General features: G+C 61.3%; 20 protein-coding genes. 13 read left to right on the top strand and 7 right to left on the bottom strand.

Annotated features, from left to right (window positions below):
• Positions 1-159: 159 nt before the first annotated feature.
• Positions 160-3,912: a DNA polymerase III subunit alpha gene (gene dnaE, locus K0V07_RS15220; protein ID WP_220622243.1), complete on the bottom strand. Its 3,753-nt coding sequence runs from the start codon at positions 3,910-3,912 to the stop codon at positions 160-162.
• A gap of 485 nt (positions 3,913-4,397) precedes the next feature.
• Here dnaE and rpsU point away from each other — a divergent pair, with 485 nt between their 5' ends.
• Positions 4,398-4,598: a 30S ribosomal protein S21 gene (gene rpsU / locus K0V07_RS15215; RefSeq protein WP_185674594.1), complete on the top strand. Its 201-nt coding sequence runs from the start codon at positions 4,398-4,400 to the stop codon at positions 4,596-4,598.
• A 293-nt stretch (positions 4,599-4,891) separates the two neighbouring features.
• Here rpsU and K0V07_RS15210 read toward each other — a convergent pair whose 3' ends face one another.
• Positions 4,892-5,944: an A/G-specific adenine glycosylase gene (locus K0V07_RS15210; RefSeq protein WP_255568014.1), complete on the bottom strand. Its 1,053-nt coding sequence runs from the start codon at positions 5,942-5,944 to the stop codon at positions 4,892-4,894.
• 238 nt (positions 5,945-6,182) lie between these two features.
• On the opposite strand from K0V07_RS15210, the gene rnhC reads away from it, so the two are divergent.
• The 6 genes from rnhC to dprA all read left to right on the top strand — a co-directional run bounded on the left by rnhC (position 6,183) and on the right by dprA (position 12,189).
• Positions 6,183-7,148, top strand: coding sequence for a ribonuclease HIII (rnhC, locus tag K0V07_RS15205; RefSeq protein WP_220622242.1), 966 nt, complete (start codon positions 6,183-6,185; stop codon positions 7,146-7,148).
• Positions 7,149-7,320: 172 nt separating this feature from the next.
• The gene (locus K0V07_RS15200; protein WP_220622241.1) at positions 7,321-8,022 is read left to right on the top strand and encodes a ribonuclease HII; all 702 of its coding nucleotides are present in this window, start codon (positions 7,321-7,323) and stop codon (positions 8,020-8,022) included.
• A gap of 165 nt (positions 8,023-8,187) precedes the next feature.
• Positions 8,188-8,958: a pyridoxine 5'-phosphate synthase gene (locus tag K0V07_RS15195; protein WP_220622240.1), complete on the top strand. Its 771-nt coding sequence runs from the start codon at positions 8,188-8,190 to the stop codon at positions 8,956-8,958.
• Positions 8,955-9,368, top strand: a complete 414-nt coding sequence (gene acpS, locus K0V07_RS15190; protein ID WP_220622239.1) for a holo-ACP synthase — start codon at positions 8,955-8,957, stop codon at positions 9,366-9,368. Before K0V07_RS15195 ends, acpS begins: the two co-directional genes overlap by 4 nt.
• A 131-nt stretch (positions 9,369-9,499) precedes the next feature.
• The gene (locus K0V07_RS15185; RefSeq protein ID WP_220622238.1) at positions 9,500-11,038 is read left to right on the top strand and encodes an NAD(P)H-hydrate dehydratase; all 1,539 of its coding nucleotides are present in this window, start codon (positions 9,500-9,502) and stop codon (positions 11,036-11,038) included.
• A gap of 5 nt (positions 11,039-11,043) precedes the next feature.
• Entirely contained in the window at positions 11,044-12,189 is a 1,146-nt protein-coding gene (gene dprA, locus K0V07_RS15180; RefSeq protein ID WP_220622237.1) for a DNA-processing protein DprA, read from the top strand.
• 188 nt (positions 12,190-12,377) lie between these two features.
• Here the strand turns inward: dprA and K0V07_RS15175 are convergent, their stop codons facing one another.
• The 3 genes from K0V07_RS15175 to K0V07_RS15165 form a co-directional block, all read right to left on the bottom strand.
• A complete protein-coding gene (locus K0V07_RS15175; RefSeq protein WP_220622236.1) occupies positions 12,378-12,719 on the bottom strand; it encodes a histidine triad nucleotide-binding protein in 342 nt (113 codons plus the stop codon).
• 5 nt (positions 12,720-12,724) lie between these two features.
• Complete coding sequence (locus K0V07_RS15170) at positions 12,725-13,126, bottom strand: hypothetical protein (protein WP_220622235.1); 402 nt, start codon at positions 13,124-13,126, stop codon at positions 12,725-12,727.
• A 99-nt stretch (positions 13,127-13,225) separates the two neighbouring features.
• The gene (locus K0V07_RS15165; RefSeq protein WP_220622234.1) at positions 13,226-13,693 is read right to left on the bottom strand and encodes a hypothetical protein; all 468 of its coding nucleotides are present in this window, start codon (positions 13,691-13,693) and stop codon (positions 13,226-13,228) included.
• A gap of 134 nt (positions 13,694-13,827) precedes the next feature.
• Here K0V07_RS15165 and K0V07_RS15160 point away from each other — a divergent pair, with 134 nt between their 5' ends.
• Entirely contained in the window at positions 13,828-14,811 is a 984-nt protein-coding gene (locus tag K0V07_RS15160; protein WP_220622233.1) for a choloylglycine hydrolase family protein, read from the top strand.
• Positions 14,812-14,844: 33 nt separating this feature from the next.
• Here the strand turns inward: K0V07_RS15160 and nrdR are convergent, their stop codons facing one another.
• Positions 14,845-15,303, bottom strand: coding sequence for a transcriptional regulator NrdR (gene nrdR, locus K0V07_RS15155; RefSeq protein ID WP_220622232.1), 459 nt, complete (start codon positions 15,301-15,303; stop codon positions 14,845-14,847).
• 107 nt (positions 15,304-15,410) lie between these two features.
• Positions 15,411-15,974 (bottom strand): aminodeoxychorismate/anthranilate synthase component II, encoded by a 564-nt coding sequence (locus K0V07_RS15150; RefSeq protein WP_220622231.1) that lies wholly within the window; start codon positions 15,972-15,974, stop codon positions 15,411-15,413.
• 317 nt (positions 15,975-16,291) lie between these two features.
• Here K0V07_RS15150 and tgt point away from each other — a divergent pair, with 317 nt between their 5' ends.
• From tgt to K0V07_RS15125, 5 genes are all read left to right on the top strand, one after another.
• Complete coding sequence (gene tgt / locus K0V07_RS15145; RefSeq protein WP_220622230.1) at positions 16,292-17,431, top strand: tRNA guanosine(34) transglycosylase Tgt; 1,140 nt, start codon at positions 16,292-16,294, stop codon at positions 17,429-17,431.
• 65 nt (positions 17,432-17,496) lie between these two features.
• Positions 17,497-18,471, top strand: a complete 975-nt coding sequence (locus K0V07_RS15140) for a UDP-glucuronic acid decarboxylase family protein (RefSeq protein WP_220622229.1) — start codon at positions 17,497-17,499, stop codon at positions 18,469-18,471.
• 366 nt (positions 18,472-18,837) lie between these two features.
• Complete coding sequence (gene secA / locus K0V07_RS15135) at positions 18,838-21,963, top strand: preprotein translocase subunit SecA (RefSeq protein ID WP_220622228.1); 3,126 nt, start codon at positions 18,838-18,840, stop codon at positions 21,961-21,963.
• Positions 21,964-21,999: 36 nt separating this feature from the next.
• Positions 22,000-23,901, top strand: a complete 1,902-nt coding sequence (lnt, locus tag K0V07_RS15130) for an apolipoprotein N-acyltransferase (RefSeq protein ID WP_220622227.1) — start codon at positions 22,000-22,002, stop codon at positions 23,899-23,901.
• Positions 23,902-24,090: 189 nt separating this feature from the next.
• Positions 24,091-24,771 (top strand): phosphate propanoyltransferase, encoded by a 681-nt coding sequence (locus tag K0V07_RS15125; protein WP_220622226.1) that lies wholly within the window; start codon positions 24,091-24,093, stop codon positions 24,769-24,771.
• The last annotated feature ends 32 nt before the right edge of the window (positions 24,772-24,803 follow it).

The following is a 24,803-nucleotide window of genomic DNA, read 5'->3' as shown; positions in this document are numbered from 1 at the left end:
GAATAGTGTCCATAATGGGACGGCCCAGTTTTGATGCTTTGTTCAGCGATTTCCTAAACCAGCTGAGCTGGTTTAGGAAATCGCTGATACGATGCGCAGCATCGAAAGTGCAGCCCTCGGCTGCCGCGGGGTTTGGGGGCGCGTAGCCCCCATAAAAACCTATCCCTTTTTCATCCACTTGGGGCGCTCGGGCTCGCGCAGAGGGCGCGAGTCGAGCAGGATGCGTCGGATGGCGGGATGCTTGCGAAGCTTATCGTAGAGGGTGGGGACGAGGCGGCAGGCGACGTAGTCGGGGCTCTCGAAGTAGAGGGCCTCGTCTTCGTTGACCATGACGGCGAGACGCAGCTTGGTGCCGCCGCTTTCGTTTTTGTCCACCAGTTCGCGCAGGAAGTTTGCCAGGTCGGCCAGCGGTTTTTCCTCCGGGCTGGCATAGAGCGTAGCCGTGGTAATGTAGGCCGAAGCCGTCTCGGGGGTGAGCGCCGCCATGTAGCTGGCATTGAGCCGGGTCTCGCCGCGCTCCTCGTCGTGCCGGATCTCGCCCTCGACGAGCACGATCTGCCCCTCCTCGGCCAGCAGGGGCGCGTAGCGCTCAAAGGCATCGGGGAAGACGTTGATCTGGTAGTAGGCCTTGCGGGTGGCCAGGGTAAAGAATGCCCAGGGGCGGTTGTCCTTGCGGGTGAGTCGCTTGTTAATATTGAGCGCGACGCCGCACATGCGGAAGCTCTGGCGGTCACACAGCTTGAGGTCCTCACCGGGGAGAAGGTTGTTGATCGTGTCGTCGAGCCCATGGAAGTCGTTCATCGGGTGGCCGGAGACATAGAAGCCCAGCAGCTCCTTTTCGTACTGGAGCTTTTCGGCCATGGGCATGGCGGGCCCATCAGTGCGGATGGCGCTGTGGCCACCGCCGGAGTCCTCGTCGCTGCCGCCACTGTCGTCCATCAGCATATCAAACATATTCGCCTGGCCGGCGGCGCGGTCGCGGGCGAGGTCAGCCACCTCGTTGATCACCTGCTCAACGGCAGCCAAGAGGTGCCCGCGGTCCAGCCCGCAGAAGTCGAAGGCGCCGGTCTTGACCAGACACTCGACCACGCGGCGGTTGACGGCGGCGTCGGCGGTGCGGGTGATAAAATCGTGAAAGTCGGTGAAGGGGCCAGCCTTGTCGCGCTCCTCCAGAATGATGCGCGCGGCTGCGTCGCCCACGCCCTTGATGGCGGCCAAGCCGAAGCGGATGCTCCAGGCCGCCTCTGCGTCCTCGGACTCGTCCTTCACCGGAGTGAACATGAGGCCCGACTCGTTGATGTCGGGGCCGAGCACCTCGATGTCGAGGCTCTCGCACTCCTCGATGAAGTGGGAGACCTTGTCGGCGTTGCCGAGCTCGGAGGAGAGCACGGCGGCCATGAACTGGCAGGGGAAGTTCGCCTTGAGGAAGGCCGTGCGGTAGCTGAGCATCGCGTAGGCCGCCGAGTGCGATTTGTTAAAACCGTACTGCGCGAACTTCTCCAGGATGCCGAAGATTTCCTCCGCCTTCTTGCGCTCAATGTTGTTGGTCTCCTTCGCGCCCTTGATAAAGATGTCCTTCTGGGCGTCCATGACCTCTTTGATCTTCTTACCCATGGCGCGGCGGAGGATGTCCGCGCCGCCCAGGGTGTACCCGGCGATGATCTGGGCCGACTGCATGACCTGCTCCTGATAGACGAGCACGCCATAGGTTTCCTCGACCAGATCCTTCAGGAGCGGGTGGGGGACCTGCATGGTCGAGGGGTCCTTCTTACCCTTGATGTACTGTGGGATAAACTGCATCGGGCCGGGCCGGTACAGCGCGATAAGCGCCACGATCTCGTCGATGCTGCTGGTCTCCAGCTGACGGCAGAGTGCCTGCATGCCGCCGGACTCCAGCTGAAACACGCCAACGGTCTTGGCGTCCTTCAGAAGCTGGAAGGTAGCGGGGTCCTCCAGGCTGACCTTTTCGATGTCAAAGTTTTCCTGCCCCGGTAGCTGGCGGACGTTTTCCTGCGCGTCGGCGATGACGGTCAGCGTCTTCAGCCCGAGGAAGTCCATCTTCAGCAGGCCCAGGTCCTCGCTCGGCCCCTTCGGGTACTGGGTGGTGAGGTCGCCTTCCTGCAGGGTGACGGGGATGAGGTTGGTGATCGGCTGGTCGGCGATGATGACGCCGCAGGCGTGCTTACCGGTGTTGCGGACCATGCCCTCGATGACCTTGCCCTCCTCGATGATCGTCTTGGCGATCGGGTTGTGCTTGATCTCGCTCTGGAGCTCGCCGGACTTGGCCACGGCGTCGTCGAGAGAGATATTCAGCTCGTCGGGGATCATCTTGGCGAGCTTGTCACCCTCGGCGAAGGGCAGGTCGTTGACGCGCGCCAGATCGCGCACGATCATTTTCGCCCCGAAGGTGCCGAAGGTGATGATGTTGGCCACGCGGTCGCGCCCGTACTTGTCGCGCACGTAGTTGACCACGTCGTCGCGGCGGCGCATGCAGAAGTCCACGTCGAAGTCCGGTGGGGAGACGCGCTCGAGGTTCAGCATACGCTCGAAGAGCAGCCCGAAGCGGAAGGGGTCGATGTCGGTGATCTTGAGAACGTAGGCGACCATGCAGCCCGCGCCCGAGCCACGGCCTGGCCCGACCGGGATACCCCGGTCGCGCGCCCACTTGATAAAGTCCCAAACGATCAGGAAGTAGTCCACGAAGCCCGTGCCCGTGATGATGGCCAGCTCGTACTCAAGCTGCTCGCAGAGCCTGAGCGCCTGCTTATGCTTTTCCTCGTCGCCGTCGAGGAGCTTACCGTTCTCGACCAGCTGGCGGACTTCGTCGTAGTTGACGCCGTAGCGCTCCTTCAGGCCCTTTTTGCAGAGGTCAAAGAGGTAGAGGCCGTTGGCGCGAAACTTTTCCCGGGCCTCCTCGTCGAGGCTGATCGGGTCGTCCCCCTCGCGGGTGAGGACAGTGTTCTTGCGCTCGACATAGATGTCCAGCACGCGGTCAAAGTTCTTCGCGTCGGGCTGGTAAACGGTCTCGATCGGCCGCTCGAAAACCGGGTAGTGGTCTTCGCCAAAGGGCAGCTTGACGTCGCACATCTCGGCCACGGCCGAGGTGTTGATCAGCGAGTCGGGCCGCTCCCGGAAGACCTTCTCCATCTCCTCGCGGCTTTTCAGGTAAAACTGCTGGGAGCCGTAGCGCAGGCGGTTCTCCTCGGAGACGCGGGCGCCGGTCTGGATGCACAGGAGCGAGTCGTGCGGGCGGTGGTCGGTGGCGTTGACGTAGTGCACGTCGTTGGTGCACACGACCTTAAGGTCAAATTCCCCGGCCAGCTTGAGCAGGTCGGGGATGATCGACTGCTGCTCCTTGAGCCCGTGGTCCATCAGCTCGACGATGAAATAATCCTTGCCGAACATGTCCACGAACGTGCCGCAGGCCTCGCGCGCGGCCTCGTAGTCGCCCTTCATCAGCATCTGAGGGATGACGGCGGCCAGACAGCCGCTGAACCCGATCAACCCCTCCTTATGCTCGGCCAGATCGGTCAGGGATACCCGCGGGTTACGGTAAAAGCCCTCGGTGTGGCCCTTGGAGACGAGGCGGGTCAGGTTCTGGTAGCCCTGGAAGTTCCTCGCCAGCAAGCCCATATGGTAGCTCTTCTGCTTGGCGCGTTCCTCGTTGGTGGCGCCGAGGTGGTCGTCGTAGACGAGGTAGATTTCGCAGCCCAGCAGAGGCTTGATGCCGTACTTTTTCGCAGTCTTAAAGAAGCTCGCCAGCCCAAAGAGCACCCCGTGGTCCGTGACCGAGAGGGCCTTCATGCCCAGCTCTTCCGCCCGCTTGCAGAGCCGGTCCACGCGGCTGCACCCGTCGAGCAGGCTGTAATCGGTGTGGACGTGCAGGTGGACGAATTCTTTGTCTTTGGACATGGGCGGCAGAAAAGAAAAGAAGCTACCGCGTTAACGCGGTAGCTTCAAGCACGAGAAACTAACAATGTAATGATTGTAAACGCGTATGCTCTAGAAGTGGCATAGCGATTCGCCTTGAGCGGGCAGTCTAGTATTCGCTAGTTTTTACAACCGTTTTTTTTGCATGTAATTTTCTCGGATGTATTTACCCAATGTGTAGGGTTTTCTTTGGTGTCGAAGCCACATCCGGTATGTCCACCTTTAGTGCCTTTATGTACTTCTTGCGTGGGTGTATGTTTTACTGGCATGCTATTACTCCGTGGTTACAGGGTTGAAATTGAAATTATGTTTATTTCTATGGATATTGTCAATTCATAGTGTTGTATAATATAATAATAAATTCTTGCTGTGGTATTTTAGTTGGGTGCTGCTAAAAAGCCTTGACGGGCTGTGGAAAACGCGTCTTTATCTCCGCTTTTCCCGCAACTGAATTTTAATCAATCCACATGCCCGTAGAAGTCAGAATCCGCAAAGGCGAGACCATGGAGAAGGCTCTCCGCCGCCTCAAGAAGAAGCTGGACCGCGAAGGTATCATCCGCGACGTCCGTGCCAACCGCTATTTCGAGAAGCCCTCGGAAGTAAAGCGCCGTAAGAACAAGGCTTCCGCGTTCAGCAATATGCTGCGCCAGCGCTACGAGAATCAGTAAGCCCCTTTCTTCCGTTTGACCGACGCCTTGTCGGTTGAGAGTTTGAACCCGGCCCGTTCGCGGACCGGGTTTTTTGCAGGCAGGGCACAGCCTGCCGGGTTGCACCCGGGGGCTCTGAGGCCTCCGCTTGGAGCGTCGGCCTGAACAACGGCCATTGTCGCCAACCTAAATGAACGCCCCACGCCCCACAAAGGCAGGATACGAAACCTGTAGGCGAATTACCATTGACTGTGAGCAATGGGGCAGAGCCCCATCAATGCCAGCGGGTGCAACCCGTGCTGCGTAAGCCCACGTCAGGCACCGGGAAAGAGTTCCTGCTTGCGGGTACCGAGGATCTCGCTGACCCAGCGGCGGTGGGGGCCTGAGAGGGTGAGCTGGTCGAGCTCGTCGATGTCGGCCCAGAGCAGGTGCGGGGAGTCGGGGACGGGGGTATCGCCGGCGAGGGCATAGATGCGCTCCTCGATGAGTTCGTTGGCGATGCCGCGCTTTTTACTTAAAATCAGGGGTGCCTTGTCGTAGTCGCACTTGAGCAGGCGTCCCTCGGGCAGCTCATGCATCCCGGCCAGGCGGGCGGAGTCGCTGGGGGCCTTTTGCAGCAGGAGCTTGCCGTCGCGCTCCAGCCAGCAGCGGTTGATCTGGCGGTAGACGGTATTGCGTTTGGCGAAGATGGGGAGCAGCTCGGCCTCGCCGGTGAGGTGGCTGCGGCAGTAGGCCTGCACAGGGCAGAGCGGGCACAGGGGATTACCCCGGGTGCAGACGGTTGCTCCGAGCTCCATCATGGCCTGGTTGTGGTCGCCGGGACTGGACGCTCCCTTGATGAGCTGGTTCGCCTGACCGACAAGCTGCCGGGCCGCCTGTGAGGCGTCCTTGTAGGCGGTGCGGTCGTCAAGGATACGGGTGAGGATGCGTACGACATTACCGTCGATGACGGCTATCTCCTCGTGGTGGCTGATGCTGGCAATGGCCGCTGCGGTGTACGGGCCGACGCCGGGCAGCGCCTGCCACTCACTGGCGGTCACGGGCTTGGGGTCGGCGTCTACGTAGGCGCGGGCGAGCGCCAGCAGATTACGGGCGCGCCGGTAGTACCCGAGTCCTTCCCAGGCCTTGACCACGGTATCCTCGTCGGCGGCGGCCAGCGCTTCAAAGTCCGGGAACTGCTTCATCCACGCATCGAAGTACGGCAGCACGGTGTTTACCTGCGTCTGCTGGAGCATGAACTCCGAGACCACGGTCCGGTAGAGGCTCGGCTGCGTACGCCATGGCAGCTTGCGGTGGTTCTGCTCGTACCAACGCCCAAGGGCTGCCTGGAAGGCCCGGTGATTGCGGATGACATCGGGGGCGCTCACGGTGGGATAACTTCGCCGGGGATTGTCACTGGGTCAACGCGCCACTCGCTTTTTTGCGTTGGCACCAGGCGGGGGCAGGGGCGCGGTTTTTCGGGGGGTACCGCGTGCGCGGATTGGGTGTATTCCTGCATGAGGCCCGGTAATTGTCGGTAGGTCGGCCTGCGGAGGGTGGGGTGGATTTTGCGGGAAAAGTCATTGTCAAGCGCCCCGGCAGCCGGTGTGCTAGGGCCTTTCAATTATGGCGAAGACCGACGACAGCGAACCGAAGAAAAAGACCCTCTACACGATCAAGCTCGATGACGCGCAGATGGACCAGGTGAAGGCCTGGTGCGACAAGCGCCTGTGGAGCTTTTACGAGGTCGATTACGCGCGCTTCGCCTTCAAGGGCGACGGCGTGAACATCGTCGGCTACGCCAGCGGAAAGCTCGTGGTGCAGGGCAAGAAGACCGAGGATTGGGTGACCTATGTGCTGGAGGGTGAGATCACCCACGATCCGAAGCTCGGCTACGACGAGGTGCTCAACCCCGAATGGTTCGAGACCCACGCCGGGCTCGACGAAAGCGGTAAGGGCGACCTCTTCGGCCCGCTCATCTCGGCCTGTGTCATCGCTGACAAGGCCATGATCGAGAAGTGGCGCGAGGCGGGCCTGCAGGACTCCAAAAAGATCACCTCGGACGCCGCCATCTACCGGCTGGAGAAACTCATCCGCCAGACCAAGGGCGTGGTCATCGAGACGACCTGGGCCGGCATGGCCAAATACAACCAGCTTTATAAGAAATTTGGCAACAATCTGAACAAGCTGTTGGCCTGGATGCACGCCAAGTCCTGCGAGAACGCCCTGGCCAAGCGCCATGTGCCGTGGGGGCTGCTCGACCAGTTCAGCAAGCAGCCGCTGGTGCAGCGCCAGCTCAAGGTCGAGGACTTCGAGCTGCGCATGCGGACCAAGGCCGAGTCGGACCCCGTGGTCGCGGCGGCCTCCGTCATCGCCCGTGCCGAGTACGTGCGGCAGATGGAGAAGCTCTCCGATCAGGCCGGGTTCAAGCTCAGCAAGGGGGCCAGCGCCACCGTTAAAAAGCAGGGCAAGCAACTGGTGGAAAAGTTCGGCCCCGACTGCCTCGGCGACTACGCCAAGCTGCACTTCCGCACTGCCTACGAGGTGCTCGGCCTGCCCGTCCCCGAGAAACAGCCCTGGCAGCGGTACTAGTTTAAATACGGTCACGAAGTCCACGAGGGAGACACAAAGAGCACGAAGAAGAAAGATTGAAAAAAAATGTCGATAGATTGATTTAGAAACGGCTCTTTGTATTGGAATATTGAATACATTAACCTTTGCCCTCTTTGTGTCTCCTTCGTATACTTTGTGACCCATTCATAAAATGAAAAATAACCGCCACCTGTGGGAGCACGACTGCGCGTTGATAGCGGCGCAGGGGGCGCTGGCCGGGGTGGACGAGGCCGGGCGCGGCGCTTTGGCCGGGCCGGTGGTGGCGGCGGCGTTTTGCCCCGGAGAAGGCTTTTTCGAAGACAGCGGGCTGGGCGAGCTTTGCTCCGACATCACCGACTCTAAACTGCTCAAGCCTGCGCACCGGGAGGAGATTTTGGCCCGACTGGAAGGCTGGCGCAACGAGGGGCGGGTGGCCTTTGCCGCGGCCGCAGGAACGGTGCAGGAGATTGACGAGCTGAACATCCTCGGGGCGACCCGGCTGGCCATGACGCGGGCACTGGAGTCACTCCGGCGCGAGCTCCCCCGCGCCGAGTCCGAGGCGATGCCGCTCTTTGAGCAGGTCGCACCTGCTGCCCGCCTACACATCCTGATCGACGGTAAGCCCCTGAAAAAGTTTCCCTACGCGCACGCCGCACTGGTCAAGGGGGACAGCCGCAGCTTGTGCATTGCGGCGGCCTCCATCGTCGCCAAGGTGACGCGCGACCGGCTCATGGTCGAGCTGGACGCGGCGTTCCCGGCCTACGGCTTCGCCGGGCATAAGGGCTACGGGACCCCCGCACACTGCGAGGCGCTTCGCCAGTACGGCCCCAGTCCGCACCACCGGGCGCTTTTTCTGCGTAAGGTGCTAAAATAGAACTCACACGGAGGTACAGGGTCACGGAGTTTTCTCTTTGATAGTCGTCTCTGAATCGGAGCTGATTTTGAAGATATTTATCTCTTTTGCCTTTCATCCTCACGCGGGAAATTAGCCTTCACAAAACCGCAACAAAGCGGTGGAATAGGTCCCTTTTTCGCAACCATGCAATCCCCAGACATTCTTCTCGGCGTCAATATCGACCACAGCGCTACTCTCCGCCAGGCGCGCTATCGGGACAATGCGCTCGACCGCGGCAAGATGGTCGAGCCGGACCCGGTCGAGATCGCCCTGCACGCCCAGCGCGCCGGGGCCGACGCCATCACCATGCACCTGCGCGAAGATCGCCGCCACATCCAGGACAGTGACCTGCACCTGATGCGCAAGATGATCCAGGTGCCGCTCAATCTCGAAATGGCCTGCACGACGGAGATGATCGAGATCGCCCTGCAGGTGAAGCCGGAGGTCGTGCTGCTCGTGCCCGAGGGCCGTAATGAGGTCACGACCGAGGGTGGGCTGGACGTTGCCGCTAATCAGGCTGCGATCACCGATGCGGTGAAGCGCTTCTCAGACGCCGGTATCGCCACCAGTCTTTTTATCGACCCGGACTCTGCGCAGATTCAGGCCTCGGTCGAGACGGGTTGTGCTTATGTTGAGCTGCACACCGGCGCCTTTGCCCATGCTTTTTACGAAACGCCCGAGCAGGCCAAGGCTGAGCTTGAGCGCCTGCGCCACGGTGCGGTACGTGCTCACGAGGGCGGGCTCAAGGTCAATGCCGGGCACGGCATCAACTACGTCAACATCCGGCTCGCACGCGAGCTTCCGCACCTGCACGAGATGAATATCGGGCACAGCATCATGTGCCGCGCACTCGTCACCGGCATCACCGAGGCTGTGCGCGAGATGAAGGCCCTGATGAACGGGAAACTGCGATGAAGATCGAACTCGAAGAAGGCGGCATCGTACTCGGGCTCGGCACCGATCTGGTCGATGTGGAGCGCATCCAGCGTTCGCACGAGCGCCATGGGGAGCGTTTCCTCAAGCGCCTGTACACCGCAGTCGAACAGGAGTACTGCCTCTCGCAGAGCAACCCGTACCCGCATCTGGCCGCACGTTTCGCCGCCAAGGAAGCCGTCTCCAAAGCCTTCTCGACCGGCATCGGGGCAGAGTTCGCGTGGACCTCGGTCAGCGTGGAGCACGGCTCGCGCATGCAGCCGATTGCTGTCCTCGATGATAAAGCTCGCGCACTGCTGGAGGCTGTCGGCGGGACTAATGTCCTACTCTCGCTCTCGCACACCGCCACCATCGGGCACGCTGTCGCCCTCATCGTCCGCCGCCAGGACTAAGCCCTGGTGCGTGACCGCACAAGGAATTGAGGGGCGGGGCGTAGTGCTCCACAAAAAGCTGGGTGACTTCGGGTGGGAAATGGCTTTAAGTGGCAGAGTCGCCCTTTATTATATCTCAAATACTCACCGCCATGCCGATTGCCCATCCCATTCTCTCGACCGACGAATCCCTGGAGCTGGAGCGGGTGCTCCTGCCCAGCCGTGAGCTGCAGTGGACTGCGATGAACCACGCCGGGCGTGCCGTCGGGCGGGTGATTTTGGAGGACTTTGGCGAGTTGACGGCGATGCCCTCGCGTCTGCGGTTGCTGGTGCTGGTGGGCAAGGGGCATAACGGCGGGGACGCGCTGCTGGCTGCTGATGAGATCCTCAAGCGTCACGGCGGGGCTGAGGTGCAGGTGCTGTTGCGCTCGGATAAAAAAGAACTGCGCAGCCTCACGCTGCGTCCGCTGGACGATCTGTTAAAAAGCTCGCGCGCGAGTCTGTGTAACGAGCTCAGCTACCGGCAGGAAGCCTTTGACATCGTGATCGACGGGCTGCTCGGGATGCAGTTCCGACCACCCCTGCGCGAAGACCTCGCCACGCTCCTGTCCGAGGTCAATGCCCGCACGGGTATCCGCTTCCGTGCTGCGGTGGACTTGCCCAGCGGGCTGGGGGACCCGGAGGCGTTTCAGGCGGACTTTACCTACGCGACCGGGATTGCGAAAACCCCGCTCTTTGACCCGGCCAACGCCGCCAAGATCGGCCGTTTGCGCTATCTCGATATCGGTTTCTTTCAGCTTCCCTACGAGGGGAAGCGTTGCTGCGCGGAGAATATTCTGCCGGACGGTGCCCTGGCCGAGCTGGCGGGGCTGCGCTCACCGCTCTGCGACAAGCGCACCTACGGGCATCTTTTCGTGCTCAGTGGCTCGCGCTCGTATCCGGGGGCCCTGCTGATGAGCGTCAAGGCCGCGCTCAGCTCCGGGGTGGGTCTGTTGACCGCCTTTGCGCCGGAGTCGCTCTGCGCCCAGTACGCTGCCGCCGTACCCGAGGCTATGTGGGTGCCCTGGCCGGAAACTCCGGAGGGCGGACTTGCACTGGAGGGCTGGCATCTGCTGCAGGAGAGGCTGCCCCGCGCCGACGCTATCCTGTGCGGCTCGGGTATCGGGCGTGAGCCGGAGACCCTGCAACTGGTCAAGGACCTCGTCGAGCGCACCGAGCTGCCGCTGGTGCTCGACGCCGACGCGCTGCAACCGGAGATGGCGCACGCCGCTGCTGCCCGTCCCGCCAACGCCGGGTCGGTCATCCTCACGCCGCACATGGGCGAGTTTATGCGGTTGGCCGGGCGTGAGAGCGCCGAGTATTCGCATGAGGCGTTGATGGATTTTTCAAAAATACACCGCGTCGTCACGATCCTGAAGGGGCCGCACACGCACATTTGCGACGGCGCGCAGGTCGCGCTCAGCCCCCGTGGTGGGCCAGTGCTGGCTCGTGGTGGCAGTGGCGATATCCTTGCCGGGATTACGGGCGGACTGCTCGCACAGCGCCCCGGTGAGCCTTTTGAGACAGCCTGTCGGGCACCTCTGTGGCATGGGGCTGCGGCGGACCGGCTGGCACGGACAAAGGGGCAGATCAGTGTCCACACCACCGACCTGCTCGACCACCTCGGGCCGGTCCTGCGGGAGATTTTTTAGCGACGATGACTACCGAACTCACCCGCGCTCAGGCTACGCTCGTGCTCAACGGCCTCTCCGGTATTGGCCCGGTCACGCTGCGGCGGCTATTTGACTGCTTTGGGGACGACCCGCGCGTCATCCTCGGTGCTGGCGTGAGCGCACTGAGGCAGGTGCCCGGTGTCGGCCCGGAGACAGCCCGTCTGCTGGCCAACTGGAGCGAGCACTTTGACCTGGGTAAAGAGGAGGAAAAACTCGCCAAGGGTGGGGTGAGCTTCATCCCGGCCGAGAGTGCGGAGTACCCGCCGCTGCTGCGGGAGATTTACGACCCGCCCATTGGTTTATATAAAAAAGGGCCGCTGGAGTTTTCGCGTAAGACGGTGGCGATCGTGGGTAGCCGGCACACCACGCTTTATGGGCAGGGGGTCGCGCGGCGTCTGGCCGGAGACCTCGCGCGTCTGGGGATCTGCGTGGCCAGTGGACTGGCCAGAGGTATCGACACCGCCGCCCACGAGGGGGCGTTGGAGGCGGGCGGGCCGACGGTGGCCGTGCTTGGCTGCGGGCTGGACATCATTTATCCGCCGGAAAATATCGAGCTCTACCGCCGTCTGGAAAACAGCGGGGCCATTCTCTCGGAGTTCCGACTCGGCACGCGTGCGACGAAGAACACTTTCCCCATGCGCAACCGCTTGCTCTCGGGCATGAGTCTCGCCGTCATCGTGGTCGAGAGTGACGAGCATGGCGGCAGCATGATCACCGCGCGCATGGCCGCCGAGCAGAACCGCCAGGTCTTCGCCGTGCCGGGGCGCATCGACCAGCCCTCCAGCCGGGGGTGCCACCAGCTCATCCGCGACGGGGCGACCCTGTTGACGTGCGTCGAGGATTTGCTGGAGGAGCTGCAGTTCTCCGGCGAGCAGCTTTCCATCCCCGGTCTGGACGGGGAGGGGAGTGCCGGGCAAAAAACAGCTGCATCCTCCGGGCCACCGGTTGACCTCAGCGGGGACGAAGCCCGGATTTATGGCTACTTGCGTGAAGGGGGACTGTGCGCTCCCGACACTATCGCCGAAAGTCTCGACCTGCCGATGCCCTCCGTCGCCGCCACCCTCATGATGCTCGAACTCAAAAAGTGCGTCGTCAAACGCGCTGACGGCACCTTCGAGGCGCGGGGATAGACGGGTTACACCCGCTGCCAATGATGGGGATATCCCCATCGGCACTGCGTGCCTGCCCCTTTCACTTGCGGTTGCTAAAGCGGAGTTCGTTTGAGTCGGCGTCAACCGCCCTTGTCCAGGTCTACGCCTTCGCGGAGGTATGAATGCGGCTCCTGCCGGAGCGCCACCGGGCGCAACCCGGCCCTGCCTCAGCCGGGGGGCCACTCGAGGGGACGACCCGCGAGTAGATGCACGTGCAGGTGGGGGACGGTTTCGCCGCCATGGGGGCCGTTGTTGATCACGATGCGGAAGCCCTCCGGGCCGTGCTCGGAGCCGAGCTTTTGCGCGGTTAGCAGCAGGTGGCCGAGCAGTTCGGCGTCGCTCGCGGTGGCCTCGGCGATGCGCGGGATGACGCGCTTGGGGATGACGAGGAGGTGCGTCGGCGCCTTCGGATCGATGTCGTGAATGGCGATGCACTTATCGTCCTCGTAGGCGATCTTGGCCGGAATCTCCCGGTCGATGATCTTTTCAAAGAGGGTTTTCTCGGACATGGCTTTTATCTGTTTAGTAGCTGAATAATTAGGTAGGTCGAAACGCCATAATCTATTTGCGAGGGATACTCTTCCCAACCACGAGGAGCCCCAAGGGGTCTTAACGTTTCGTAAGCTCTCAATGGATAACGCTTCGACATCTGGATATCTAATGGAAGTGCTCCCAAGTACTCTATGACTACAGGTTCGGCAAGCTGCTGACCATCAATGGCGACGACTTTCAGGAAGAAGGGTTCGTTGACGATATTTTGAGCGTAATAGCTATCAGGCTTTTCAACAAAATACGCCTCAATCTTCGAAACTTTACCAAAAGCGGAGAGCAGGCGCGGCTTTACTTCAGTAATGTCGGCGGATGAGGACGAAATGAGCCCTGCGACAAACAACAGAGATAGCAGCAACGTTTTCATGAAAATTTGTATATGCGATATCATCCCATGCCGCAAAAACAAATCAGTGCAGGACGCATTAAAAAAGGCTCAATTCAAGCCTTCCCAAACGCTTGTTCTTCACAGAAAAAGCAACTGCAGGCGTGTGCGGGGGGAGCAGTGGGCGGCGGCGAGGTGCTGGACGTAGTTGATGAGGTCCTGGTAGGACTTGCGGCGGCTGGGGGACCAGCGGCGGCCTTGCGGGCGGATGAGTGTGGGCAGCCCCGAGACGAGCAGGATGGCTTCGCGCGAGCCAGCCAGCTTGCGGAGGGCCTTGAGGATGTGCGCGCGAATCCACAGCGGGTCGTTGGGGTGTCCGTGCAGGTCGCAGTGCTGGAAGCCGCAGGTGGCGCGGTTGTCGAGGTGGAGCTCCAGTAGGCGGCGGGCGGAGCGGGCAAGCATCTCGTGAGAGGGGTGGGACTCGCCGACCTGCTCCCGGCTGAACTCGATCGCCTGCTCGATGTGGCGGGCCAGTTCCTGATCGGAGCCGGTGGCGACGCTCAACAGGGTATTGAGCGTGCGAAGCTGACTGAGGCTATCCGTAGGCATGTGTCTGTGTAACAACTGCGCAGGTCGCGCGTGGCGACAAGTAAAAGTTATTCACGATGGGCTGTGGACGGCTGTTTTTGTGCGATTTGATTTATATTTTTGGCAAAGCGGACAAAGCCCGCCATGTTGGCCCCATGTGTACGAGCCTGACCTACGCCACCCGGGACGGTTTCCATTTCCTGGCCCGGACCATGGACTTTGCCTTCGTTTTGGAGGGGACGCCGCACGTGCACCCGAGGCGTTTCGGCTGGCGCAGCCAGAGTGGGGAGGAGCACCGGGGGCGCTACGGGTTTGTCGGTGCGGGGCGCGAGCTGGAGCAGTTTTTTTTCGCCGACGGCGTAAATGAAAAGGGTCTCGCCGTGTGCGAACTATACTTCCCCGATGAGGCGAGCTATGCGCCCGAGCTGGTGGCTGGAAAGGTCAACCTCGCCCCTCACGAGCTGGTGACGTGGCTGCTGAGCGAGATTGGCAGTGTGCAGGAGCTGCGCGCGCGCTTCGAGGCGCTGGCGCTGGTTTCCTACGAGTTCAAACTTCTCGGCACCGTGCTGCCGCTGCACTTTATCGTCAGCGACTCGACCGGGGCCTGCGTGGTGATTGAGCCGACTGCCGACGGCCTCAAGCTCAAGGAAAACCCGGCGGGCGTCATGACAAACAGTCCCGAGCTGGAGTGGCATTTAAAAAACCTCAATAACCTGCTGGGCCTGCGCCCGGAGAATCCCCCTGAGACCCCGCTCGGTACGCTTACCTTGAAGCCCTTCGGGCAGGGGGCGGGTACGCTCGGCCTGCCCGGTGGTTATACGCCCCCGGAGCGTTTTCTGCGCACGGCCTTTCTGCGTGAGTACACAGAGCGGCCCGCAGGCGCGGAAGCCGGTGTGGCGGCCATCCTGGGCATTCTCAACCCTGTCACCATCCCCAAGGGGGTGAACCTCAAGCCCGGGGGCGTCCCGGACTATACGCAGTATCGCAGCGTCATGAGCCTGAGCGAGCGCGCGTACTACTTTAACAACTACGGGACGAATGAAGTCCTGCGCGTGGTCCTCACGGAGATGCTGCTGGAGAGCAAAACCCCGCAGGCATTCCCGGCGAAGAAAGAGATGGTGTTTACACACCCGTCTTGAGGCGTGCTCTTTTAGGTGTCTCCCGCAGGCGCGCTAGCGCGCGGTCTTCTTGAGCGCGCTGATTTCCTTGGCGAACTCGTTGATGTCGCGGAAGTCCTTGTACACGCTGGCGTAGCGGACGAAGGCGATAGAGTCGATGGCCTTGAGGCGGTTCATGATGTGCTCGCCGATAGCCTTGGTCGGGATCTCCGTGTCAAACTCGCTATCGAGCGCTTCCATCATCTCGGCGACCATCATCTCGATCTGCTCAGCCTGGATGGGGCGCTTTTCCGTGGCCTTGCGCAGACCATCGAGGATCTTCATGCGGTCAAAGTCCTCCCGGCGTCCGTCACGCTTGATGACGACGAGGCCTTCGCGGAGGATTTCCTCCACCGTGGTGAAGCGATAGCCGCAGTCCAGGCACTCGCGTCGGCGGCGGATGGAGAGCTTGCTTTTACCAATCCGGGTGTCGAGCACCTTGGTGTCTTTATGTCCACATTTGGGGCAATACATAAGAGAAGGCTCCGTCTGGTAGGAAGTAGGTCGTTATCGGGTTAGAGTCTCGTGAAGGCGAAAGCTTCCTGGAAATATCAGCCTGTGAAGGTAAAACGCAGGGGCTTTTACAGCTTTAAGAAGTTCTCCAGCATTTTGAGGCCACCGTCGGTGGCGTAGGACTCGGGGTGGAACTGTACCCCCCACACGGGCAGATCCTTGTGGGCCAGGCCCATGATCTCGCCTTCGGTCGTTTCCGCGGTCACCTCCAGGCACTCGGGGAGCGTCTCACGCTCGACCAGCAGCGAGTGGTAGCGGGTCGCCTCGAAATCCTGCGGCATGCCCTTAAAAACATCCGTGTCCTTGTGGCGGATGGGGGAGGTCTTACCGTGCATCAGGCGCGGGGCACGGATCACCTTGCCGCCGAAGTACTGGCCGATGCACTGGTGGCCGAGGCACACGCCGAAGAGCGGCACCTTACCGGCAAAGGCCTTGATCATGTCCAGGCTAACGCCCGCGTCATCAGGCGTACACGGACCCGGCGAAAGCAGGACACGCTCAGGCTTGAGGGCGAGAGCTTCCTCGACCGTGATCTCGTTATTGCGGCAGACGCGCTGTTCGGCCCCCAACTGGCCCAGGTACTGGACCAGATTGTAGGTAAAAGAGTCGTAGTTGTCGATGACCAGTATCATCAGTAAAGAATCAATCTGGGGGCTCCCCCACAAATAGTCAAGCGCCCCCTTGCCCTTACTAGATATGGGTTCAATCGCTCATATTCACCCTTTAGCGAGGGCTGAGGGCCTTCCCGTTGACCTCGCTAAAGTGGCCAGCAAGGTGCTGGGGTACGGTCCTCTCACCCGTATCCACTCACGCTATGGACTCTCTCACCTCTGCGCCGTCCAGCCGCAGGCATCCGCTCGGACTCTTGGGCTGGCGACAGCAGCGGTAAGTCCTTGCGGGAAACTGAAAATAGCGTTGCGCCCGCGCACGGAGCTTTCACGCTGGCCGGGTGGAGTCGAGTTTCCAGTTAAAAGTCCCTGCCTCTAATGGCCCGCGTCGTGGCGTGCTCAAGACCCGTCATGGCGAGATCCAGACGCCGATCTTTATGCCGGTGGGCACACAGGGCACGGTCAAGGCCATGACCTGCAACCAGCTTGAAGAGGTCGGCGCACAGATCATCCTCGGTAATACTTACCACCTGAATCTCCGGCCCGGCCCGGAGCTGATCGAGAAGTTTGGCGGCCTGCACAACTTTATGGGCTGGGATGGACCGATCCTGACCGACAGTGGCGGCTTTCAGGTCTTCAGCCTGGCCAAGATCCGCAAGATTACCGAGGACGGCATCCGCTTCCAGTCCCACATCGACGGGACAAAGATTTTTCTCAACCCGGAGAGCTGCTTCCGCATCCAGAGATCACTCGGCAGCGATATCGCCATGGTGCTCGACGAGTGCCCGCCGTTTCCCTGCTCGGAGGAGGACAGCCGCAAGGCTCTGGAGCGTACCATCCGCTGGGCGCAGCAGTTCCGGGATATCGCGGCGGCGGACGGCTTTTTCGAGCGCGGGCACCATGCCTTCGGGATCGTGCAGGGCTCGGTTTTTGAGGACCAGCGCGCCGAGTGCGCCCAGGCGCTGGCGCAGATGGACTTCCCCGGCTACGCCATCGGCGGTGTCAGCGTGGGTGAGCCTGAGCCGGAAATGCTCAAGCAGGTGGCCGCGGCCATCCCGCATCTGCCCGCTGACAAGCCCCGCTACGTCATGGGGGTGGGCACGCCGCCACAGCTTTTGAAAATGATCGGGCTGGGGGCGGACATGTTTGACTGCGTGATGCCGACCCGCCTGGCGCGGCACGGCAGCGCCTTCACCCCGGACGGCCTGATCAACCTGCGTAACAACCGCTTTAAGGAAGATCCCGCGCCGCTGGTTGAGGGCTTGGATAACTACACCTGCCGCAAGTTTAGCCGCGCCTATCTGCGCCACCTCAACATGGCCAACGAGATCACCGGCCACACCCTGCTGAGCCTGCACAATACCCACTTCTTCCTCGACCTGATGCGGCAGGCCCGCGAGCACATCGAGGCCGGCGACTACGAGAGCTGGTCCGCAGCCTGGATCGCACGCTACGAGGCCGGGGAGGCTGAGGACGCGTGACAAGTCTGTCACTTCGCTCACTTTAGGCTTTTCCCCCAACGGAGTTCTCCTCTACTAAAGACCCTATGCGTATCCTTGTAACTGGTGGTGCAGGCTTCCTTGGGAGTCACCTTTGCGAACGGCTTCTTGCTCAGGGGCATGAGGTCATCTGTCTCGACAACCTCTTTACGGGGCGCAAAGCCAACGTCATCCATATGATGGATGACCACAACTTCGAGTTCGTGCGTCACGACGTGGTGGACGGCTTCAAGGCCGAGGTGGATCAGATCTACAACCTCGCCTGTCCGGCCTCGCCCGTGCACTACCAGTTTAACCCGATCAAGACGGTGAAAACCTCCGTCATGGGCGCTATCAACGTCCTCGGGCTGGCCAAGCGCGTAAAGGCCCGCGTCCTGCAGGCTTCGACCTCCGAGGTCTATGGTGACCCGAGCGTCCATCCGCAGACCGAGAGCTACTGGGGCAACGTCAACACCATCGGCATCCGCTCCTGCTATGACGAGGGTAAGCGCGTGGCCGAGACACTGTTCTTCGACTACCACCGCCAGCACGCTATCGAGATCCGCGTCATCCGCATTTTCAACACCTACGGCCCGCGCATGCACCCCAAGGACGGGCGCGTGGTTTCCAACTTCATCGTCCAGGCCCTCAAGGGCGACCCGATCACCATCTATGGTGAGGGCCAGCAGACGCGCTCCTTCTGCTACCGCGACGACCTGATCGAGGGGATGATTCGCCTGATGAACAACGATCAGGACTTCACGGGCCCGTGCAATATCGGCAACCCCGGCGAGTTTACTATCCGCGAACTGGCCGAAAAGGTCATCGAACTGACCGGTAGCAGCTCGAAGCTCGTCTTTGAGCCGCTTCCCTCCGATGACCCCAAGCAACGTAAGCCCGACATCACTCTGGCCCGCGAAAAGCTCGGCTGGGAGCCCACAGTGGCACTGGAAGAGGGTCTGAAGAAGACCATCGCGTACTTCGACGATCTGCTCAAGTCCGGCGACACCGGCTACGCCGATCCCGAGCGTACCGAGGACTGATCCCGGGCAGGGGAGTCTGGAGAGACTGGCTGGGCTTGCACAGCCCAGACCCGCGGCAGGCACAGCCTGCACCTTCGATGCTGCGCATCGCTTCAGCGTTTAGTGAAACGGGGTCGCTACCATTGGGGGAGGATAGATGGTGAGTTGCCGGTGTAGCGGCCTTTCTGGCCGCGTAGGAGCACAGTCCCTAAATGCTGCTCCAGCCGGAGCTTGCCAAGAGGGGGAGGCCCTTCCTGCCTTTGCTTCAGGCAAAGGCATTTGTGATCCGGAGGATCACAGGTGCAGGACTATGTCCTGCCTTGCCAAGGGGAAGATTTGTTGGCAACCTTTTCCACTTTTCCTTTTCCGAGACGGATAGGTCCGATCATGATCACCAAGATTTTCAAGAAATTCGCGGGCAGCCACTACCGCCGCTTTCTGAAGAAAGCGCAGCCCATCATCGTGCAGATCAACAAGCTGGAGGTGGAGTACCAGTCCCTCAGTGACGAGCAATTGCGCGCCAAGACGGACGAGTTCCGCGCCCGTTATCAGAAGGAGATGGAGGAGGCTCGCTCCCGCCTGGGCGACAACCCCGATGCTGACCGCCTGGCCGAAGCCAATCAGCAGATTCTGGACGGGCTCCTGCCCGAGGCTTTTGCCACGGTGAAGAATGCCGCCCGCCGTCTCTGTGGCCAGGATGTTGACGTCATGGGCCATATGCTGCGCTGGGAAATGGTCCACTATGATGTGCAGTTGATCGGTGGTATGGCGCTGCATGACAACCGCATCGCAGAAATGGCCACCGGTGAGGGTAAGACGCTCGTCTCCACACTGCCGCTTTACCTGAATGCGCTGTCGGGCCGTAATTGCCAGCTGTGTACCGTCAATGAGTACCTGGCTGAGCGTGATGCCCAGTGGATGGGCCACCTTTTCAAGTTCCTCGGTCTGACCGTGGGCGTGATCAAGAACCAGCAAAACCCCGAGGAAAAGCGGGCCGCCTACGGCTGCGACCTGACCTACGGGACCGCTTCGGAGTTTGGCTTCGACTACCTGCGCGATAATGGCATGGCCACCCGCAGCGAAGATCAGGCGCAGAGCGACCACTACTACGTTATCGTGGACGAGATTGACTCGATCCTGATCGACGAGGCTCGTACCCCGCTCATTATTTCCGGCCCCGTTCCCGAAGATCGCCAGGCCCCGTTCCTCGATCACAAGCCTGCCGTCCAGAAGCTCGTCTCCCTGCAGACACGCCTTTGCACCCATCTGGCCAACGAGGCCCAGGAAATTCTCTCCAAGGAGAACGTGGACAAGGAAGCCCGCGACGAGGCCCTGAGTAAGCTCGTGCAGGTCAAGCTTGGCATGCCGAAGAACCGTACCTTCATGAAGATGATGGAGCACGGGCACCTGCGCCGCGCCTTCGAGAAGTACGACACCGAGATGCATTCTGACTTCCAGAAGAAGATCATGTATGCGCTCAAGGAAGAGCTTTACTACACTATCGACGAAAAGCAGCACCAGAGCGACCTGACCGAAAAGGGTCGCACCGCCATGCGCCCGGATGATCCGGACGCCTTCATGCTGCCCGACCTGCCTACCATCTTCATGGAGATCGACCGCGATCCCTCATTCTCGGACGAGGAGAAGATGAAGGAAAAGCAGAAGGAAGAGGAAATCTTTGGCAAACGCTCGGAGGATATCCACTGCATCAGCCAGCTCCTGCGCGCCTACTCCCTGTATGAGCGTGACAAGGAATACGTCATCCACGAGGGCAAGGTCGCCATCGTCGACGAAAACACCGGCCGTATGATGCCGGGCCGCCGTTGGTCCGATGGACTGCACCAGGCCGTCGAGGCCAAGGAAGGCGTCAAGATCGAGAAGGAGTCCAAGACCTACGCTACGATCACGATTCAGAACTACTTCCGCCTCTACGAAAAGCTGGCCGGGATGACCGGTACGGCCGAGACCGAGGCGGGCGAGTTTCACGACATTTACGGCCTGGAGGTCATGGTTATCCCCACGCACAAGCCTTGCCAGCGTGTGGACGAAAACGACGTCATTTATAAGACCCGCCGCGAGAAGTACAACGCGGTCATCGAGGATATCAAAGCTGCCCACGAAAACGGCCAGCCGGTCCTCGTGGGGACGGCATCGGTCGAGGCCTCAGAGGTGCTCAGCCGTATGCTTCAGCGCGCGAAGATCCCCCACAGCGTGCTCAATGCGAAGTTCCACCAGCAGGAGGCGGAGATTGTCTCGCAGGCTGGTAGCCCCGGCGCCGTCACCATCGCCACGAACATGGCCGGTCGCGGGACGGATATTAAGCTGGGCGAGAGCGTTAACGATAAGGGCGGGCTGCTCGTCATCGGTACGGAGCGCCACGAGTCGCGCCGCGTTGACCGCCAGCTGCGCGGTCGTTGTGCCCGCCAGGGTGACAACGGACGCTCGAAGTTCTTTATCTCGCTCGAAGACGACCTGATGCGCCTGTTCGCGAACGCCGGGCCGATCTCGAAGATTCTCCAGAGCTCCTTTAGCGAGGGTGAAGTCCTTGCTCACCCGCTGCTGAACCGCTCCATCGAGTCGGCGCAGAAGAAGGTCGAGCAGCAGAACTACTCCATCCGCAAGCGCCTGCTCCAGTACGACGACGTGCTCAACAAGCAGCGCGAAGTCATCTACGGCATCCGCAACGACGCCCTCCACAGCGAGGAACCGCGCGAGGTCATTCAGGAAATGGTAACGGAGGAGCTGGAGTCCCGCCTCGACACCATCGCCCCCGGTGCGGATAAGCAGCCTGAGTCTGAAGACCTGGAAATGCTGCTTTCCTGGCTCAATACGCATTTCCCCGTCGCTATCGACATGGAGCTTGCCGCTGGTAAGACCCACGCCGAGCTGCTCACACTCTTCTCAGAGCGCATCGCCAAGGCCTACGAGCAGCGTTCATCTGCCGAGGATCCCACCGCCTTTAAGGGGCTGGAGCGCTACGTGCTCACCCGCGCGGTGGACAAAAACTGGCAGGACCACCTTACGGAAATGGAAGAGCTCCGTCGCGCCGTCGGCTTGCGTGGCTATGGCCAGAAGGACCCTCTCGTCGAGTACAAGAGCGAAGCGTTTACCTACTTCCAGGACATGATTGGCCGGGTGCGGACCGACATCTGCACCGGGCTTTTCCGCGTGGCTATTATCCATAGCCCCGAACAGCTGGAGGCTGCCCGCCGCCGCGTGCTGGAGATGCAGAAGCGCGCTCAGACCACGGGCCCCGAGGACGCCCCTGCCGCTGGAGCCGTCGCCCCTGCTGGCCGCGCCGCCGCTGGCGCAGGCCGTACTGCCGACGGTAAGGCCATCAAGTTGCCGAAGGTGCAGCCCGTTAAGCGCGAGCTGCCCAAGATCGGCCGCAACGAGATGGTCTCCATCCGCAAGGAGGGTAAGGTCGAGTCCATGAAGTGGAAAAAGGCCGAGGGCATGGTACGTGACGAGGGCTGGGAAATTGTTCCGTCCAACGAGCCGGCCAAGAAATAACCGGCCTGCCCGCATGCTGTCAGCCGAGCCCGCACCATGAACCACTCTGAGGGGGCCGAGCCCGACAGAAACAAGCTTCTGCGCCTCTTTTGCATGGGGGCGGCGTTGCTGTTTACGGTGTTGCTGGCTGTGATCGCCTTCCCGCCCTTCGATGTGGCGGAGGCGGCCTACGTGCTGGCTGTGCCGCTGCTGCTGTGGGCATCGTCCCGCCCGCGCTGGCGGACGTATCTGCTCGGCGCCTGGGGTGCAGGTGTGGTGAGCTGGTTTATCCTGCTCATTTGGCTGCGGCACATGGAGCCTCCCATGGGGTGGGTGGCGCTCGTGATCCTCTCGGGCATCATGTCGGGCTTTAATCTCGTATGGTACGCGGCAGCACGCTGGTTATTCCCCCGCGCGGTAGCCCTCTCTACACGCCCGCGAGTGATTGCACTGCTGGGGCTGGCCGGAGGCTGGGTAGTGATGGAGTGGGTCCGCAGCTGGATGTTTTTTGGCTTCCCTTGGGCGACGCTGGCCGCCAGTCAGTGGCAACGTCCGCCCGTCTTGACGGTGGCTGCCTGGACCGGAGCCTATGGGGTGTCGTTTATCCTGATCTTTTTTAACCTAGCGCTCGCAGCCTATGCCTGGCGTCTCGGCCATCCTGTCCGCGAGACGGAAGACGACGAAGAAGACGCTGCTGGTGATGAGGCAGAGGAAACCACCCCTCGGGAGGAGTTGGCTCAAGCGGGCGGGGGAGCATCCGCGCAAAAGGACCCCGCCTCGGTCGCAGCTGAGTCTCCACCCCGTCCTACCGATAATGAGGACGACGAAGATGAGCTGGATGAAGACGGACGCCCGTATCGCAGTCTGGGGCGCTCGCTTTTGCATTCCCGGCCTCAACGCCCGATTACGAATGCGCTTTCGCTGAGTGGGGCGTTTTCGCTGGCACGCTCACCGGGAGGCGGCTTCGCGCGGTTTTTACGGTTGAGCCCGGAGCTGATGCTCGCGCTGGCCATGCTTTTAGGCAGTCTGTGGCTCTTTTTCAAGACCCTGCCTCACGCCGGGGAGATGGCTCCGCTCTTCAAGGCCGGGGTCGTGCAGCCCTGGACGGACCCGAACAAAAAATGGGATTCCCAGTACTTCCGGGAAAACCTCATGACGCTCAGCTCGCTGACCGAGCGCGTGGTGGTCTCCGATCCGGATCTGATTATCTGGCCCGAGGCGGCTACGCCCGGCCCGCTGCTCGATCCGCGCGACCCGCGTATGCAGGCCTGGGTGGAGCAGGTGGTCAACTCCGCCGGTTGCCCGCTGCTCTCGGGTAATCTCGCCATCTCGGACGGGCGCTGGTATAACGGCGTCTTTCTCATCTACCCGGCCACCGGTACCTATGTGGACTGGTACGCCAAACAGAAGCGCGTGCCCTATGGCGAGTTCGTGCCGTTTCGCAAGTTCCTGCCCTTCCTCGGGAAGTTCGTGCCCACGGAGGATATCGCCCAGGGACCGGGTCCGGTCGTGCTCCCGGTTGACCTGCCGGATGGCACTGTCACCGCTGGTCCGCTGGTGTGCTACGAGGATATCTTTCCGAAGCTGGCTCGCCAGATGGTGGCCGGAGGGGCGGATTTTCTCCTGGTGGTGACAAATGACGCCTGGTACGGCCAGGAGGCCGGAGCGATCCAGCACGCTGCCCACTCGGTTCTGCGCGCGGTGGAGACACGGCGCCCCGTCGTCCGCTGCGGTAATAACGGCTGGAGTGGCTGGATCGACGAGCAGGGGCGTGTCCGCGATGTTTTACATGGTCTGAACGGGTCGATCTACTTTCAGGGCACCGGTGTGCTGGATGTGGGGCGGGATCTGCGCTGGGAGGGCCGTCTGACCCCCTATGTGCGCTACGGGGACTGGTTCGTCGGCCTCAGTGCGCTGCTCTTTGCCTGGGCTGCTATACGGACTCGGCGGGCTGAGTGAGCCAAGTATCGCTGGCACTCCGATACGCCTGAATGCTTTTTATGTTACCGAAAGGTAACATCTAGCAGGGGCCGAATTATTTTGAAAAACCGTGCGAAAGGGGAGAGGATTGCTATTGACAGGTTTGGAAGATTTTGAGAGATTTCGTGCATAATCTTCTAGAATCCTTTCAAGCCCCTTTCATTTTACATGGCCCAAACTACTCCTGATCTGACCCGTACCGCTATTGAGCGGCTGGTGCGTGAGAGTATTTACAAGCAGCTCGGCAAGTCCGCGCCGGCAGCTGCCAGCCAGGCTCCGAACCCCCTCGTGGTCAACGTGAGCGCCCGCCACTGCCACCTCTCGCCCGAGGCCGTTGAGAAGCTCTTTGGCCCCGGCCATCAGCTGACGCCCATGAAGTGGCTCTATCAGGAAGGGCAGTACGCCGCACAGGAATCCGTCACACTGGTCGGTCCGCGCAGCCGTGTTATTTCTAACCTGCGCATCCTCGGCCCGTGCCGCCCGCTCAATCAGGTGGAGCTGTCCTTTACGGATGCGATCGCACTGGGCTACGACATCCCGGTGCGCCAGTCCGGTAACATCGAGGGCACCCCCGGCTGCATGCTGATGGGCCCCAAGGGCTTCCTGGAGCTGGACAAGGGCGTCATCCGCGCCGCCCCGCACGTGCACATGGCCCCCGAAGATGCCGCGCACTACGGCGTCAAGCAGGGCGACTTTATGAAGATGCGTGTCGGCGGCGAGCTGGGCATGACCTTCGACAAGATTTTCGTCCGCGTGGACAAGTCCTTCAAGCTGGAGGTCCACATCGACACCGACGAGGGCAACGCCTGCCGTCTCGGCCCGGACAGCCAGGTGGAGCTGATCAAGTAGTTCCGCCCAGCGTATTTAATTTTCAATACACC

Origin of the sequence: Ruficoccus sp. ZRK36, assembly GCF_019603315.1 — a bacterium.
GTDB lineage: Bacteria > Verrucomicrobiota > Verrucomicrobiia > Opitutales > Cerasicoccaceae > Ruficoccus.
Note: the sequence above shows the minus strand (reverse complement) of the source record. Positions and strands in the feature narration are given on the sequence as shown.